The sequence below is a fragment of the Marinomonas sp. ATLA20 genome, from assembly GCF_057180105.1.
In genome coordinates this window covers 26,559-43,555 of record NZ_JBXUKU010000007.1, presented here as the reverse complement: position 1 = coordinate 43,555, position 16,997 = coordinate 26,559, and the positions used below count along the sequence as shown (strand labels likewise).

Here is a 16,997-nt window from a genome sequence, read left to right as displayed (position 1 = left end):
GTCTTAAAGGCTTAGTTCGTTTTTTTGTCGCTAGATTGGCGTTGAAAAGTTGATTTTAATTCTGAAAAGGAGAATCAAGAATGGCTACAACAACTAAAAGCACGACCCAAGCAAAAGCACATGAAAAAGTTGATAGCGCTGCAGAAACGGCCCATAAAGGTGTCGATAGCGCAGCCGAGCTGAAAGAGCAGAGCCAAGAACGTATTGAAGAAGTGGCTCATCAAATCAGCGAACAAGCACATAAAATTGCAGATACTGCTAAAGCCCAATCCGAAAAAGTGTCTACAGCAGTTAGTGAATATGCAAAAGAAAACCCAGTTAAAACTATCGGTATTGCATTTTTAGCTGGTGCATTAGCGGCTAGTTTCCTTTGTAAGCGTAAATAAGCTTAGGAAGTACAAAGATGGAAACACCACCGCACTCTGATTCACAGCAAGAACAATCTAGCTTTGATGATGTTATTACGTCACACAAAAGTTGGCTGAAGAGTGTATTAGGGCTTGGAGCGTTGGAGGCGAAGCTGTGGGTTGCATCCAGTGCCCAGCTCCTTGCCTTAATGTGCGGTGTCATTTTTTTATTGCTAACCACTTGGTTATTAATCATTGCTTCCATTGCTGCATTGGCGTGGAGCTATGGTTTTTCCCTTGTTGCCATACTTGTGACGGCGACCTTAGTTACCTTTCTAAGCTCTTTTGTGCTGCTCTATCTAGTAAAGCGTACCTTGAAGAGCATGAACTTCGCTCGTACATTGGACGCTGTTATCCCAACTGATGAGGATTAGCCGATGTTTGGTATAAAACGAATGCATCAGCAACGAGAGCGTCTTTACCTTCGAACGCAGTTACTAGAGAAGCGTGCCAAAGCATCTCGTGATAAAGCAATAGATAACGCCCTTGAAAAAGCGACCAGTCCGGAAGGTTTAATAGCGAGCTTTGTTTTAGGTGCAACGACTCAGCTGGATATTACTCGAAAAGCTAGAAAAAATTTGTTGAATGGCGCGAGCCGAGATGTTTTGAGCTTTTTGATCTCTCAAGTGAGTGCTTACATGACTGCCGAATCCCCAAAGCAGGAAGATTCAGCGGAGGCAGAAGATGCCCCAAAAACGTCAGATCCAACTGAGAATATACCTGACAGCGGTGTTATAAAAACCGATCAGGATATAGAAGAGGTTTTTCCAGAAAAGAGAAAAGTATAGCGATCTTGCCTTCTTTAGCGCTTTCTTAAGCTAGTTTGGTAAAAAAACACCTAATTCCTCGACTTTATCCCCATAAATCACTATATTCGCCCACCTTTATGTTTATATTTTGTACGCTGACTAAGTGGCAAATTTAAACGGCTTTCTATTTTCTTTTTTCAGGACTTTCTTTTGATCTCCACGGCTAATATCACTATGCAGTTTGGCGCAACGCCATTGTTTGAAAACATCTCAGCGAAATTTGGCAACGGTAATCGTTATGGCCTAATTGGCGCCAACGGGTGTGGCAAGTCTACTTTTATGAAAATTTTGAGTGGGGCGCTGACACCAACGTCTGGTAACGTTTCTATTACTCCTGGTGAAAAAGTCGGTACCCTAAGTCAGGATCAGTTTGCTTTCGAAGAATACTCGGTTGTTGATGCTGTTATCATGGGCGATGTGGCGTTGTGGAAAGTAAAACAAGAGCGTGATGCTATTTACTCTAAGCCAGAAATGAGCGAAGAAGATGGTATGCGAGCTGGTGAGTTAGAAGCAGAATTCGCCGAGATGGATGGCTATAGTGCTGAAAGCCGCGCCGGTGACATTTTGTTAGAAGCAGGAATCGAAGAAGAGTTTCATTTTGGTCTAATGAGCCAAGTGGCGCCAGGCTGGAAGCTTCGAGTCTTGTTAGCGCAAGCCTTGTTTGCTAATCCTGATATTTTGCTGTTGGACGAACCTACCAACAACTTGGATATCCATACTATTAACTGGTTGGCTGGCGTACTGAATCAGCGCAAGTGCACCATGATCATTATTTCCCATGACCGCCACTTTTTGAACTCTGTGTGTACTCACATGGCGGACATTGATTTTGGTGAGTTGCGTATTTACCCAGGTAACTATGAATACTTCATGGAAGCCTCGTCTTTGATTCGTGAGCAATTATTAACTGAAAACGCGAAGAAAAGTGCGGAAATGGACGATCTTCAAGCGTTCGTTAACCGTTTCTCAGCCAACGCATCTAAGGCAAAACAAGCCAGTTCTCGTGCGAAAAAACTAGAAAAAATTGAACTATCAGAAGTGAAACAGTCTAGCCGTATGACGCCTTCGCTGACTTTTAAGCAAGATAAAAAACTTCATCGTCATGCTTTGATCTTAGAAGATTTAGGTCATGGTTATGATGAACTGCTATTTTCTGGCGGAAATATGATTTTAGAAGCTGGCTCTCGTTTGGCTATTATCGGTGAAAACGGTGCTGGTAAAACGACGTTCTTACGTTGCTTAATGAGCGAGTTAGAAGCCAAGCAAGGTGAGATTAAATGGGCTGAAAACGCCGTTATTGGTTATTGCCCGCAAGACAGTACAGAAGACTTTGATTGCGATTTAACCTTGTTTGATTGGATGTCGAAATGGCGTACGGTAAAACATGATGATTTAAAAGTTCGTGCAATGTTGGGTCGTTTGTTGTTTACCGCGGATGACTTCAATAAAAAAGTACGAGTTTGTTCTGGTGGTGAGAAGAACCGCTTGCTGTTTGGTAAGTTGATGATGATGGATCTAAATGTCTTAGTGATGGATGAGCCAACTAACCACATGGACATGGAAGCCATTGAGGCTTTAAATAATGCGTTACTCGACTTTGATGGTACCCTGATTTTTGTTAGTCACGACAGGGCGTTTGTATCATCGTTGGCGAATCGAGTGATTGAAATTAAAGGCCAAAAGGTTATTGATTTTCAAGGCACTTACGACGAGTACCTTGCTCATCAGGGCTAACCTCACTTAAGTATAGTTTCTATTTAAAGCCGTTTACTGGATGTCAGTAAGCGGCTTTTTTGTTTTATACTGATGACTGTTTTGAACCTTGAAAGGGCGCGATTTTGGACTCAACAACACTTAAAAAATATCTGCTTTCTAAGCCCGAGGCTGAAGAGTATTACCCATTTGATGATTATACGGCCGTGTTTAAAGTGCAAGGGAAGATGTTTGCCTTGTTGATTAAAAAACAAGGGCAGCCATTGCTAAACTTAAAGTGCAATCCAGACCATGCTATTGAATTGCGCGATATATTTAAAGAAATTTTTCCTGCTTACCATATGAATAAACGGCATTGGAATTCCATTATTCTGGATGGCGACTTACCAAATGGAGAAATTGAAAGGTTGATCGATCATTCTTATGGTTTGGTGGTAAAAGGTTTAAAGAAATCCATACGAGAAGGTTTGGAAGTTCGTTATGGTGAGGACGTTTATAAGTAAAAATAATATTGTTTAATCCCATATCACCTTCACCAATTCTGCGTTATAGCCTGTCGATTTATTATTAATGTCTTCTTGCTGTCATTTCTATGTAATGTTTTGTCCGTAAATTCATTGTCAGCTTCCTTTTGCAGGGGGAAGCAACTTATTTGAAAAATAGATGATAAAACCAGTAGCCAAGGATCGAAAAACCAAGGGGAGAACCCCTAATGTTCGACAGCCTAGGCGACTAATATTTAATAAATAATAGGGCAGTGTTATGAATATTAAGAGCAACAGCAAGCTAGGTTTTGACGAATTAGATGAGCTGGTTCGCCCAGCGCCTGAAGTGGTAGAGTTTGAAGAAGTCGCCAATAAAATGGTTTCTCGCCGTGGCTTTTTAGGTGGTGGTGCGGCAGTGGGTGCTGGTGCTTTCGTAATGGGCTCAACGGCCCTATCAGCAGGTAAAGCCTTGGCAGCAGGAACGCCAGAGTCGCGTCTGGCTTTTAGCATGGTAAAAGCCAATACATTGGATACTATTACTGTTCCTGAAGGTTATAAATGGGAAGTGCTGGCTTCTTGGGGTGATCCATTATTCAGCAATGCCCCAGCTTTTAATGGGTCAACTGGTGGAACTGGTGCGTCCCAAGAGTTAGCGTTTGGCGATCATAACGATGGCATGGCGTTCTTCTCTAAAGATGGCAAACAGATTATGGCCATCAACAATGAATACACAAATGGCGATACCCTTCATGCTAATCGTAATGATGGTATGCCAGCAAATGCTGATGACGTGCGTAAAAATAAAGCTGCTCATGGTGTATCTATTATTGAAGTAGATCAACGTGGTGGTAAATGGGGGATCGTTCAGGACTCTCCTTATAATCGTCGTATTACGGCGGATACGGAAATGGATATTACAGGTCCAGCGCGCGGCCACAAATGGATGCAAACATCTGAAGACCCTAAAGGTTTAGTCGCAAAAGGTACTTGGAACAACTGTGGTAATGGACAAACGCCATGGGGTACATATTTGACTTGTGAAGAAAACTTTAATGGTTATTTCACGGTAAATGACAAAAACTACACGATGCCTGAAGCGTTCAAACGCTATGGTTTAAGCACAGAAGGTCGTTACAACTGGGCGATGGCGGATGATCGTTTTGACCTAGTTAAAGAGCCAAATGAGCCAAATCGCTTTGGCTATATTGTTGAAATTGATCCACTGGACCCAACATCTCGTCCTAAAAAACGTACCGCTCTAGGTCGTTTTAAACACGAGAATGCAGAGTTAACTATCGCGCCGAATGGCCATGTTGTTGTCTACCTTGGTGATGATGAGCGTGGTGAATTTCTATATCGTTTTGTCTCGAAACATAAATATTTAGCGGGTGGCAACAATCGCGACCTACTGGAAGAAGGCACTCTTTACGTTGCCAAATTCCACGATAATAATCGCGGTGAGTGGGTTGCATTAACACCAAAAACCACAGGAATGACAGAAGCAGAGATTTCAATTCATACTCGTATGGCGGCATCAAAAGTGGGTGCCACTACCATGGACCGTCCGGAGTGGGTTGCCGCTCATCCTCATAAAGCAGAAGTTTATTGCTCGCTTACGAACAATAAAAACCGTGGCGTTAAGCCAAATGCTGGTGGTGATGCAACGCCTGCTGGTGGCCCGAATCCTCGTGTAAAAAACAACTTTGGTCAAATCGTACGTTGGATGCCAATGGATTCTGATCATACTCACAACGAATTCAAGTGGGACTTGTTTGTACTAGCGGGTAACCCCGCTGTGTACGATGATGCCAACGCGGGATCAAAAAATATTAACCAAGACAATATGTTTAACTCTCCAGATGGCCTGAAATTCGACTCGAAAGGCTTGTTATGGATTCAAACAGACGGTAATTATTCCAATGAAAAAGGCTTCCAAGGCCAAGGGAATAATCAGATGTTGGTTGGTGATCCTGAAACAGGTGAGATTCGTCGCTTCCTAGTTGGACCAAAAGAGTCTGAAATTACAGGTGCGGCTTGGAATGCTGAGCGTACGACTATGTTTATAAGTGTTCAGCACCCAGGAGAAGGTGGAAACTCTCATTGGCCTGATGGTGGTCAATCTGTACCTCGCTCAAGTGTTATTGCCATTTCTCGCGAAGATGGGGCTGTGATAGGTTAATTATCTACCTAATTAAGACTTCAGGCGATTTAAAGCCAGTATGAAACTCATACTGGCTTTTTTTGTTTGTACTCAGATGAGTGTTTGCTTTCTTGTCTTTCATCCCCTTGAACTTATGACTTATATCATAGGAAACATAAATTATTTTTATATCGCCTTGTTTCACATTGAATAAAATGTCAGTCTTACTGACGTGCACAATTGATGCAGATAGTTAGATTTTTTTGTCTGGTAGGTAAAATGTTGTTTCCAGTCTCTTTTGTGATTTTTATCAGTATGGATGCTGTGAAGATAATACGGCAGCAAGATATAAAAATTTAAGTGAGTAAGAATGGGTGTCGTATTTTCTAAATCATTGTTTACTAAGCAAGCCATTTTAACCTTAGCGCTTGCTGTTGTTTTAAGTTTAGTTAGTAGTGGTATTCAATTCGTTGATGGCGTTAGATCTCAAAAAGCAGAGATAAATAAAGATTTCGAAGTATTGCTGGCTGTTTTCGAAAAACCATTGTCTGAAGCTGTTTTTCGTTTAGATACAGCCTTTGCACAACGGCAAATCGATAGTTTGCTTGTTGACCCTGCCATTGCTCACGTGGAAGTTCGTGATGAATCGGGTGAACTCTTTGTAGAAGCAACGGCAGCCCAGCGTGATTTTTCAGTATCAGACACATTAGCCAATTATTTCCTATCCGACCTTCATAATTACAGCACTGAACTTCGTATGGAAATGCCAATGTTTTTGGCTGGTCATGTGTTTATATTGCCTGAAAAACGATACCTTCTTGATAAAATATTCAAAGAACACCTTTCTAGCCTAACCTACAATTTGTTCAAAGATGTATTGCTAGCATCCTTGATATCCTTCGTGTTTTATTTTTTAGTTACCCATCCATTAATGCGTCTAACCGAGTCTTTGTCGACGGTTGGCGATAAAAAAGAATTGCCTTTGCCTCAATCATTTTATCGGCATCATAAGTCGGATGAGTTGGGGCATTTGCATTCTACTTTTGCTGTTTTATGGAAGCGTTTAAGTACTGCACTGAGCGATTTAGAGCGCAGTGATAGCCATACAAAGGCGATGATAGAGCACGCAGCGGATGGGATTTTGTTGTTGGATGAAAACAACAAAATTACTTTGGTAAACGCGGCCGCAGAATATATGTTGAAGATGAAAGCTGAAGAGCTTCGATCGAAATCGCTTGATGTGCTGCACTTGCCATCATCCTGGTCAAACTTTGCAACTATTTTGGATTCGCTTGAAGTAAACTCATCTTCTACTGTTGAAACCATGTATCGCATAAAAGGGATTGAGTTACCTGTTGAGATACGTTTAGCAAAGTACAAAGTATTAGACAAAATGGAAACCTTGTTGCTTATTCGTGATGTTTCTGAGCGCAAAGAAACAGAAGCACGAATCCATCATCTAGCGTATTTCGACTCGGTCACTAACTTACCTAATCGACAGTATTTGGCTGATAAACTTCATGAGGCACTAAAGTGTAAGTTGCAGGGCTCTAATACAACTTACTCAGCTGTTGTCTTTATGGATCTCGATAGGTTCAAAACCATCAATGATTCTTTAGGTCATAATGTCGGTGATCAATTATTGTGCTGTGTAGCGTCCCAACTGTCTTCATTGAGTGAAGATAATATCGTGTTCGCGAGAATGGGGGGCGATGAGTTTGCTTTTTTATTAACGCACATCGGCGATGATAAAGAGAAAGTTGAAAAGGCCATCAAGGGTTTTGTTGAAAGTGTTATGTATGCCTGCCAGCAGGTTAAAAAAGCAGGTCGTCATGAAGTTCACATTACCGCCAGTTTAGGCGCTACTATTTTCGATGGTAACGAAGGCTCAGCGGAAGTGATTTTAAAACAGGCAGATACGGCTTTGTACCGCGCAAAGGAATCTGGCCGAAATACTTTTGCGCTGTATAGACCAGAAATGCAGGCTGTTTCCGATGCTCGCCTTGATATGGAAAAAGCACTTCACCATGCGACAGAATTTAAAATGTTTGAGTTGTATTATCAGCCACAAACGAATGATAAAAATGAATTGATTGGTGCGGAAGCTCTGATTCGGTGGAAAGATGATAAAAAGGGCTTTATTTCTCCTGCTGAGTTTATCCCGGTAGCCGAAGAGATTGGTCTCATAGTTGAAATCGGCCATTGGGTTTTAAATGAAGCGTTATCTCAGGTGGCGTCGTGGTTGAAAGAGGGGAAATGGCAGCTTTCTTGGCGCATGTCCATTAATGTTAGTCCTATCCAGTTCCAACAAGCTGGTTTTCTGCCTATGTTGAAAGCCCAGTTAGAAAAACATGATGTTCCTGCCCACTGTGTTGATCTTGAAATCACAGAGAATATGCTGCTGAATGATCTTTCGTCTTGCTTGGAAAAAATGAACGCCATAAAAGCATTGGGTGTACACCTTTCCATTGATGACTTTGGAACCGGTTATTCTTCTCTTAAATATTTAAAATCTTTGCCGATAGATAGATTGAAAATAGATCAATCGTTTGTTCGAGATTTATTGACAGATAAAAGTGATGAAGCGATTGTTCATGCTGTTATTGCGATGGCGAAAGCGCTTAACATCAGTGTTCTTGCTGAAGGAGTAGAGACTTTACTTCATTATGATCGATTACGTGAAATAGACTGCTTTTATTACCAAGGCTACTATTTTGGACATCCTCTGCCACCAAACGAATTTATTGCTGCATTTGTTCACGATTCATCCACGCCTAAATTCTCTTAATAGCGTAATATTGAAGCTCAATTTACATATCACCATTTCAAGCTAAGGGTTAAGTATGGATTTTTTGTCTTCATTGGCGACATTGACCATTCATTGGGGCGCGCTACTGTTTGTATTTTTACTGTTTTTAGCCCTTATATCTGTGGTGGTTATGTATTGGGTTGATTCCCATCAAACTACTCATACCATTAGGCGAAATTACCCGGTCGTTGGGCGATTCCGTTATATCTTTGAGCATCTGGGGGAGTTCTTCCGTCAGTATTTTTTTGCAATGGATCGTGAAGAGCGTCCGTTTGATCGTGCTGAGCGTTCATGGGCTTATCGAGCAGCTAAAAAAGTAGATACCACAATAGCTTTTGGCTCGACGCGCTCTTTGGAAACACCGGGTGATATTTTCTTTTTAAACTGTGCTTTCCCAACACTAGATGAAGACGCGGCGCAGCCGAAAGAAGTATGTATCGGTGAATACACCGCGAAGAAACCTTATCGAACTCGATCTGTTGTGAATATTTCTGGAATGAGCTTTGGTGCTTTGTCCAAACCTGCGGTACAAGCTTTATCAAAGGGAGCGCGCAAAGCGGGCATTTGGATGAATACCGGAGAGGGTGGGTTATCACCTTATCATCTTGAAGGTGGTTGTGATCTAGTTTTCCAAATTGGTACTGCGAAATATGGCGTGCGAAATTTAGAAGGGCATCTAGACGATACAAAGCTGACCAGTTTGGCAGAGCATGAAAATGTTCGTATGTTTGAGATTAAAATGAGCCAAGGGGCCAAGCCTGGTAAAGGCGGTATGCTGCCTGGAGCAAAAGTGACCGAGGAAATTGCTCATACTCGTGGGATAGCAGTGGGCCAAGATTCGATAAGCCCAAACGGCCATACCGATATTAAATCCATCGATGATTTATTGAATATGGTTCGTCATGTCCGTCAAGTTACCTCTAAGCCAGTCGGCTTTAAAATGGTGGTTGGGGATTTGAAATTCTTTGAGACGTTATGCGAATTAATACATAAAAAGGGCATCGATTACTGCCCTGACTTTATCACTATTGATAGCTCTGATGGTGGAACGGGCGCGGCACCTCAGCCATTAATGGATTATGTTGGCATGCATTTGCGTGAAAGTTTGCCGACCGTAGTGAATATCGTGACTTCTTATGGTTTGCGTCGCTATATTAAAATCATCGCGTCAGGAAAGTTAATTGTTCCTGGAAAGGCGGCTTGGGCCTTGAGTGCAGGCGCCGATTTTGTTGTCACTGCTCGTGGGTTCTTGTTTTCATTGGGTTGTATTCAAGCGCTACAGTGCAATAAAAATACCTGCCCAACAGGGATTACGACTCATAACCCAGAGTTACAGAAAGGCTTAGTGGCAGCAGAAAAATCTGAGCGAGTTGCTAACTATGCAGCAGAACTGTTGCATGGCATCGGCATGATTGCGCATTCTTGTGGGGTAAAAGAGCCAAGAGAGCTTAACCGTTCACATGTCCGTATTATAGAAAATCAAAGTAGATCTGTGTTGTTCTCGGATGTTAACCCAATGCCCAATGTGCGATCTGAATTCATCAATATGACCGCACTTCAAGAAAAATCTGCATCTGTTGCTGCAGAGGATAGGTTACAGTAAGTTATTTCTTGCTTTGATTTTAATAACGTTGAGAGGGTGCTTTAGAAGTGTCATCTCAGCTTTTTAAGCTTGTTTGTATAGTGCTAGAAACCGTTAGCGTAGTTTTTCGATGAATGTTTCTTTTATGTTGTTTAATGGTGTTACAACACAGGCTGCATCCATTTCTACCGCGACTCTTGGCATCCCGTATACAACACATGAAGACTGATCCTGAACGATAGTAAAACCGCCGGCATTTTTTATTCTTTTTAGTCCTCGCGCACCATCTTTACCCATCCCTGTTAATAAGGTTGCAAACGCATGGCGGCCAATTTCATCTGCTACCGATTTGAATAACACGTCGACGGAAGGACGATGGCCGGATACCTTTTCTGCCCTAAATACGTCTGTGTAGAGTTGATCGTTTGATCGTACGACTTTCATATGAAAATCGCCAGGGGCAAGGTAGGCAACGCCTGGGCGAACCAGTTCTCCTCCTTGTGCTTCTACAACGGTGAAGTCTGTCGTTCTATCTAATCGACTGGCAAAGGTAGAAGTAAAGCCTGCTGGCATATGTTGGACAATCAGCAGTGCAAAATTAGCACTAGGAAGTTTGCTGAGCAGGTAATTGATTGCTTCGGTTCCTCCGGTAGAGGCACCTATAGCTAATACTCTGTTTGCTGTAAGTGGCTCAGCTCTAGCGGGTTCTGTATTTGTTGATTGGTGATTGATACCTGTTGAAATGTTACATGCTGCGGCCATTCGAATTTTTTTGATAACCATTTTGCTATAACGCAGGAACATTTCTTTTTGATTTATTTGGGGTTTGGCAATGTAATCGACAGCCCCCAATTCCAATGCTTGAAGTGTGGTATCAGCATTTGCTTTGGTGAGTGTGGATATCATCACCACAGGAGTGGGTTTTACCTTCATTAACACTTCAAGAAAACGCAACCCACTTACTTTGGGCATTTCTACGTCCAGCGTGATGACGTCAGGTGATAAATCATTCACCATTTGCTTTGCTTCGAAAGCATCTTTTGCTGTGCCAACAACGTCTAATCCTGGGTCAGACTCAATAACTTCCCGCAGAACTTTTTGTATAGAAATAGAATCATCGACAATGAGAACTTTTATTTTTTTGGTCTGCATAATGTTCCATAAAAAGATTAAAACAAATCAACATCGCCGGAGTCATTACCTTTACCAACAGTAGATATGGCTTTTCTATAACGTAATTCACAGTTAATCGCTTCAGTATCGTGATGTTGACGTAATTTCTTCATCATGACGCGGCCACTAGAAGGAAAAAAATTAACACGCCTAGGGTAAATATCTAATAGGTCCGAAGACTCAATCGATATGCCTTCATTTTGTAAATAAGATTGAATGAAATCGACGTTCTTCTTGCCGATGTTGTGGGTTGTCATGCCTTTAATAACACTGCCGCCACCGAATACTTTGGCTTTAAAGTGCTCTCTACGAGCACCTAATTTTATCAGGTGGTTGATTAATAGTTCCATTGCATAAACGCCATAGCGTCCTGCCGAAGACAGTAAGTCGTTTGCATCTCCACCTTCTGGTAGCAGAAAATGGTTCATACCACCCACTTTCGCAGTAGAGTCATACAAACATACAGAGACACAGGACCCTAATAAAGTTGTAATCATCACGTCTTCTTTGGTTGCGTAGTATTCTCCCGGCAGTACTTTGACAGACATGATATCAAACGTGTTATCGAAGAATTGTCGTGTTGAAAAGTGTTCAATTACTGACTCTTTTAATGCCATATTTCAACCTTACAGCTTAATGTATGCTGTTCTACCAATGGGTTTTATCAGGTGAGAAAAGTGAGAGAAATTTTCAGAATGCCCTGCAATATAAAGTCCGCCTGGTCGAAGTTTAGCGAGTAACTTAGTTAATATTTTTGCTTGAGTGTCTTTATCAAAATAAATCATCACGTTACGACAAAAAATAACGTCTAAATTCGGTTCTATTGGGATGCTTTCATCCAATAAATTGACGCGGATGAATTCGATCATATTACGTAATTCAGGAACGACTTTGGCGAAGCCTAGGTTGTTGCCTTTGCCTTTAACAAAGAAACTTTTTTTGTCAGGTAAAGCCTCCACTTTTTCTAGTGGATATTTACCTGTGTTAGCGGTTTCGAGCACTTTACTGTCGATATCTGAAGCAATAATCTCAACATTATGATCGAATCGACCATAGGCTTTTACTAGGCTCATGGCGATCGAGTAAGGCTCTTCACCTGTACTTGATGCCGCGCACCAAATTCTTTTAACCGATTCTCCTTGGTTTATATATTGCGCCAAAATGCTGAAATGGTGCGGCTCTCTATAAAAAGAGGTTAGGTTTGTTGTTAAAGCATTGATAAAGTTTTCTTGTTCCTCAAGATTGTCTTCTAAATACTTTAAATACTCTTTGGTGTTTTTTAATCCCAGCTTTCGAACTCTAGGAGCTAAGCGGCTGTATACCAAAGACTCTTTCGAGTCGGCGAGGTTTATCCCTGTCAGTCCGACAAGGATAGTACGCACCTTATTAAAGTCACTTTGTGTGAACCCAAACTCCCTTTCCATAAGCTTTAGAACTCCTCCCAACCATCGTCCTCATCATCTATCTGAGGTTTTGGCAGCGGTTTTGCTTTTTTAACTGGAGCTGACGCCGATGGCAGTTTTTTCATGGCAGAAGGTTTTGAAGGCGCAGGTTTCTTCACATGGGCGATTTGTTTTATGGGTTGAGATTGATGATCCGCACTTAATTCAAACTGATTCACATTACTGGTTAATTGATCTGCTTGGCTTAATAAGCTTTCAGCTGCCGCTGCCGCTTCTTCAACCAGTGCTGCGTTTTGCTGTGTCATTTCATCCATTTGGCTCACAGCTTTGCCTATTTCATCGAGTCCAGATGATTGCTCGGCTGATGCACTGGCGATTTCGGCCATAATGTCATTAACCTGTTTGATCGCAGAAACCACCTCTCGCATGGTATTTCCTGACTTATTAACCAGATCATTACCATTATTAATTTTCGTTGCAGATTCAGAAATGAGATCTTTAATGTCTTTCGCAGCATTGGCTGAGCGTTGTGCTAAGGTTCTTACTTCTGATGCAACAACCGCGAATCCACGACCTTGTTCGCCAGCTCTTGCCGCCTCAACCGCCGCGTTAAGTGCTAGGATATTGGTCTGGAAGGCAATGCCATCAATCATGCCAATAATATCGGCAATTTTTTGTGAGGACTCATTAATCGATGCCATGGTTTTAACAACATCTTCGATTAAGTGACCACCATCTATTGCGACTGTTACAGCATTGGAAGCCAGTGTATTTGCTTGCTTAGCACTGTCGGCATTTTGACGAACAGTTCCTGTTAACTCTTCCATACTCGATGCTGTTTCTTCTAAGCTAGAAGCTTGTTGTTCAGTACGGTTAGAAAGGTCTGTGTTGCCATTGGATATTTCACGAGCACCGGTATACACGGCGTCGGAAGCATTTTTAATATTAATGATGATCTCTGTCATGGTATCAAGAAGTGAATTCACACCTAATGAGATACTCAGCATCATGTCAGATTTATCTTCAGTAGCAACGCGCTGAGTGAGGTCATTATTCACTGCCGCATCAATGGCTGCGTTGACTTGACTGACAGTGAGTTGAAGTTGCTGTTCGGCTTCTACTTCAGCGGTAATATCCGTTGCGAACTTCACTACTTTATATGGCGTGCCGCTTGGGTCTCGAATAGGGCTGTAATTAGCTTGTATCCATATTACTTTGCCGCTTTTGTGAACTCGTGGGTAACGTCCGATGAAATGCTCACCGTTGGCAAGACTGCGCCAGAAATTTCGATATTCTTCGGACTTTTTGTATTCAGAGTCGACAAACAGGCTATGATGTTTACCTTCAACTTCGCCTAGGGAATACCCGAGCGCGTTCAAAAAGTTATCATTTGCAGAAATAATCGTTCCATCAAGCTCAAAGGAAATAACCGCTTGGGACTTAGATATTGCGTCTAGTTGGCTCTCATAATCGCTATTTTGTTTTTTCTTTTCAGTGATGTCAGTTGCAAATTTAACGACTTTGTATGGCTTGTTATTAGCGTCAAAAATAGGGTTGTAGCTTGCTTCAATCCATATGATTTCACCATTTTTAGTGTAACGACAGAACTCACCGCTATGGAATTCACCATTACCCAGTTTAGCCCAGAAGTCTTTGTACTCACGGCTATTTCGGTATTTGTTATCAACAAAAATACTATGGTGTTTGCCTTGAACTTCTTCTAAAGAATAACCAAGCGCATTAAGGAAATTGTCATTGGCAATCAAAATATTGCCATGTAGATCAAATTCAATAATGGCTTGAGAACGAGTCAATGCATTTAGTTGACCTTGAGCATTTACCCAGTCGTCTTTGGCGATAATCATTTGATTATCATCTAATCGCTTTGAAAATAGGCTTTTTAACATGGTAATAACCCTTCCTAATGTATCCTGTTTGGTTTGAAGCCTTGAAGGCCAACTGTGAATAATGTTTGTTTTTATGCGCCTTCGAATACGCCTATTTCATCGCTGGATATGAGCTCTTCTATATCGACGATGATAACCATTTGGTCTTCCAATGCGGCAAGCCCATGTAGGTAACGGCTATCGAAAGCCACACCAAATTCAGGTGCTGGTTTAATATCTTCGGCTTCTAGGTTCATGACATCTGAAACGCCATCGACCACAATTCCCACAACACGATCATGCACGTTTAGCATGATCACAATGGTCCATTCGTTATAAGTCGCTTCGCCTATATTGAACTTAATTCGTAAATCAACAATTGGTACGATATCACCACGTAAATTGATAACACCTTTAATATAACTGGGGGCATTTGCGATTCTAGTTGCCGGTTCGTAACCACGAATTTCTTTAACCGTCATAATATCAAGCGCATAATTTTCATCGCCTAATACAAATGTTAAGAACTCTTTTGCAGGCATTGAAGACGGATTCCCCTGCTGAAGTATTGTCATAATAAATGCCTCCTATAAGTCCGACTTAATGAATTGCGTTATTGAATCGATATCTAAAATCAACGCCACACTGCCATCACCCATTATGGTCGCCCCTGCAATTCCTTCCACACGACGATAATGTCGTTCTAAGTTTTTAATCACCACTTGTTGTTGACCTAAAAGGGAATCAATTACTAAGCCAAATCTTAGTTTTGATGTTTCAACTAGAACAACAATGCCCGTTTCTAGGTTGGTTGCTGTTGTGCTTCCTCCCAATATTTTTCCAATATCAACAAGAGGCCAATACTCGTCACGAACCCAAAGTAGCTGCTTTCCTTTAATGTGCTTAATTTGTTCGGCGACGGGCTGAATGCTTTCAACAATGCTGACGAGAGGGATAATAAATACCTGGTTTGAAGCCTCGACTGTCATACCGTCAAGAATGGCCAATGTCAGTGGTAAGCTGATGGTAAAAACTGTGCCCACTCCAGCCGTTGAGCTGATGCTGATACGTCCACCCAAAGACTCAATGTTTCGACGTACTACATCCATTCCGACTCCTCGGCCAGAGACATCAGTGACTTCTGCCGCAGTGGAAAAGCCCGCTTCAAATATAAGCTGCCATACCGCGCTGTCTGTTAAGGGTTCAGGTAATGAAATTTCTTTTTCTAATGCTTTTTCGATGATTCGATCTCGATTTAGGCCCGCGCCATCGTCTGTAATGGTGATAACAATTTCGCCACCTTTTTGGGCTGCCGAAAGCTTAACAATACCGGTTTCATTTTTATTGGCTTCTAAGCGTACCGATGGCATCTCAATGCCATGGTCGACGCTATTTCTTATTAAATGTAGAAGAGGATCGGATATTTTTTCTACTAGGTTTTTGTCAATTTCCGTATTTGCGCCTTCTATTACTAGGTTTATTTTCTTTTCTAATTTGCTTGAGAGATCTCGGACTAATCTTGGAAAACGGTTAAATACAAATGAAATTGGAAGCATACGAACTGACATGACGGCTTCTTGAATTTCTCGTGTATTTCTTTCAAGCTCGATTAACGCTGACTGCATTTTATCTGCGATGCTTTCTTGTACTTCACCGCCAATCAAATTCAACATGGATTGGGTAATAACGAGTTCGCCAACCAGATTGACCAATTTGTCGATTTTATTTGTTTCTACTCGAATGCTTGATGCTTCCGATTTTGTTTCTGATGCTTTATTTACAGGGGCTTTTGCTACCGCTTTTTTTTGTCCTGACGTTTGTAAGGGGGTTGTATTTGCTTGAGGCTCTAAAGGCTCACTCAGGAAGGCTTCATTAAAGAACCCATATCCGATGTTGTCACCTTGTTGTGGATTTTCATCCATTCCAGCCGTCGCAGTGTTATTGTCAGGCTCACCCATATTTTCTTCAAAAAAGCCAAAGCCAATATCTTCCTCGTTAGACTCTTTTGTATTATCTAGGTCCTTATCATCGTCATCAAAAAAGCCGAAACCTTGCTCTTCTTCATTGTCATTTTCGTCATCTTCAAAAAAACCAAAGCCTTGCTCGTCGTCGTTTTCCCCTTCGTCATCATCAAAAAAGCCAAAGCCCTGATCTTCTTCCTCTTCTAAAAGGGCGTCGACTTGTACCCCTGAGCCTGTCACTTCTTTTAATGTCGCCCCTAATCTTTGCTTACTTGCCTCAATAATGTCCCAATCAATCTCGGTTTCTTCGCGATAGCTGCTCAGAATACTTTTTAATACATCCGTTGTTTCTAGCAAAACTGTGATGAGGTCGTTGGTTAAGGCCAGCTCATTATTTCTCGCAGAGTCCAGCATGTTTTCCATAACATGAGTTAACCCTGTCAAAGCTTTGAAGCCAAAGATGTCGCTGCCACCTTTAATGGAGTGAGCGGCACGAAAAACACTATTCAGCTCTTCCATATCGGGGGCATCGATATCATAGGCAAGTAAGAGCGTTTCCATGGTTTCGAGGTGCTCTTGTGCCTCCTCGAAAAAAACCTCATTGTATTGACTTAAATTATCCATACTGT

Annotated in this window: 14 protein-coding genes; 8 read left to right on the top strand and 6 right to left on the bottom strand. The window is 41.7% G+C overall.

The window, feature by feature from the left end; translation table 11 throughout:
* The first annotated feature begins 80 nt into the window (after positions 1-80).
* From AC2A4J_RS12950 to AC2A4J_RS12915, 8 genes are all read left to right on the top strand, one after another.
* On the top strand, positions 81-386 hold the full coding sequence (locus tag AC2A4J_RS12950; RefSeq protein ID WP_484176316.1) for a hypothetical protein: 306 nt from the start codon (positions 81-83) through the stop codon (positions 384-386).
* A gap of 17 nt (positions 387-403) precedes the next feature.
* On the top strand, positions 404-781 hold the full coding sequence (locus AC2A4J_RS12945) for a hypothetical protein (protein WP_255825845.1): 378 nt from the start codon (positions 404-406) through the stop codon (positions 779-781).
* A 3-nt stretch (positions 782-784) separates the two neighbouring features.
* Positions 785-1,195: a hypothetical protein gene (locus AC2A4J_RS12940; RefSeq protein WP_484176315.1), complete on the top strand. Its 411-nt coding sequence runs from the start codon at positions 785-787 to the stop codon at positions 1,193-1,195.
* Between the two features lie 171 nt (positions 1,196-1,366).
* The gene (locus AC2A4J_RS12935) at positions 1,367-2,950 is read left to right on the top strand and encodes an ABC-F family ATPase (RefSeq protein WP_484176314.1); all 1,584 of its coding nucleotides are present in this window, start codon (positions 1,367-1,369) and stop codon (positions 2,948-2,950) included.
* A 104-nt stretch (positions 2,951-3,054) separates the two neighbouring features.
* A complete protein-coding gene (locus tag AC2A4J_RS12930; protein WP_255825842.1) occupies positions 3,055-3,432 on the top strand; it encodes an MmcQ/YjbR family DNA-binding protein in 378 nt (125 codons plus the stop codon).
* 259 nt (positions 3,433-3,691) lie between these two features.
* Positions 3,692-5,593, top strand: a complete 1,902-nt coding sequence (locus AC2A4J_RS12925) for a PhoX family protein (protein WP_484176313.1) — start codon at positions 3,692-3,694, stop codon at positions 5,591-5,593.
* A gap of 331 nt (positions 5,594-5,924) precedes the next feature.
* Positions 5,925-8,342 (top strand): putative bifunctional diguanylate cyclase/phosphodiesterase, encoded by a 2,418-nt coding sequence (locus tag AC2A4J_RS12920; RefSeq protein WP_484176312.1) that lies wholly within the window; start codon positions 5,925-5,927, stop codon positions 8,340-8,342.
* Positions 8,343-8,397: 55 nt separating this feature from the next.
* Positions 8,398-9,966 (top strand): FMN-binding glutamate synthase family protein, encoded by a 1,569-nt coding sequence (locus AC2A4J_RS12915; protein WP_255825838.1) that lies wholly within the window; start codon positions 8,398-8,400, stop codon positions 9,964-9,966.
* Between the two features lie 93 nt (positions 9,967-10,059).
* Here the strand turns inward: AC2A4J_RS12915 and AC2A4J_RS12910 are convergent, their stop codons facing one another.
* The 6 genes from AC2A4J_RS12910 to AC2A4J_RS12885 all read right to left on the bottom strand — a co-directional run bounded on the left by AC2A4J_RS12910 (position 10,060) and on the right by AC2A4J_RS12885 (position 16,992).
* Entirely contained in the window at positions 10,060-11,097 is a 1,038-nt protein-coding gene (locus AC2A4J_RS12910; RefSeq protein ID WP_484176311.1) for a protein-glutamate methylesterase/protein-glutamine glutaminase, read from the bottom strand.
* 17 nt (positions 11,098-11,114) lie between these two features.
* Positions 11,115-11,735 (bottom strand): chemoreceptor glutamine deamidase CheD, encoded by a 621-nt coding sequence (gene cheD, locus AC2A4J_RS12905; protein WP_484176310.1) that lies wholly within the window; start codon positions 11,733-11,735, stop codon positions 11,115-11,117.
* A gap of 9 nt (positions 11,736-11,744) precedes the next feature.
* Positions 11,745-12,542 (bottom strand): CheR family methyltransferase, encoded by a 798-nt coding sequence (locus AC2A4J_RS12900; protein ID WP_484176309.1) that lies wholly within the window; start codon positions 12,540-12,542, stop codon positions 11,745-11,747.
* Between the two features lie 5 nt (positions 12,543-12,547).
* Positions 12,548-14,428, bottom strand: a complete 1,881-nt coding sequence (locus AC2A4J_RS12895; protein ID WP_255825833.1) for a methyl-accepting chemotaxis protein — start codon at positions 14,426-14,428, stop codon at positions 12,548-12,550.
* A 71-nt stretch (positions 14,429-14,499) separates the two neighbouring features.
* Positions 14,500-14,982 (bottom strand): chemotaxis protein CheW, encoded by a 483-nt coding sequence (locus AC2A4J_RS12890; RefSeq protein ID WP_255825832.1) that lies wholly within the window; start codon positions 14,980-14,982, stop codon positions 14,500-14,502.
* Between the two features lie 12 nt (positions 14,983-14,994).
* Positions 14,995-16,992 carry a chemotaxis protein CheA gene (locus tag AC2A4J_RS12885; RefSeq protein ID WP_484176308.1) on the bottom strand — a complete coding sequence of 666 codons (1,998 nt, stop codon included), beginning with the start codon at positions 16,990-16,992 and terminating at the stop codon, positions 14,995-14,997.
* Between the last annotated feature and the right edge of the window lie 5 nt (positions 16,993-16,997).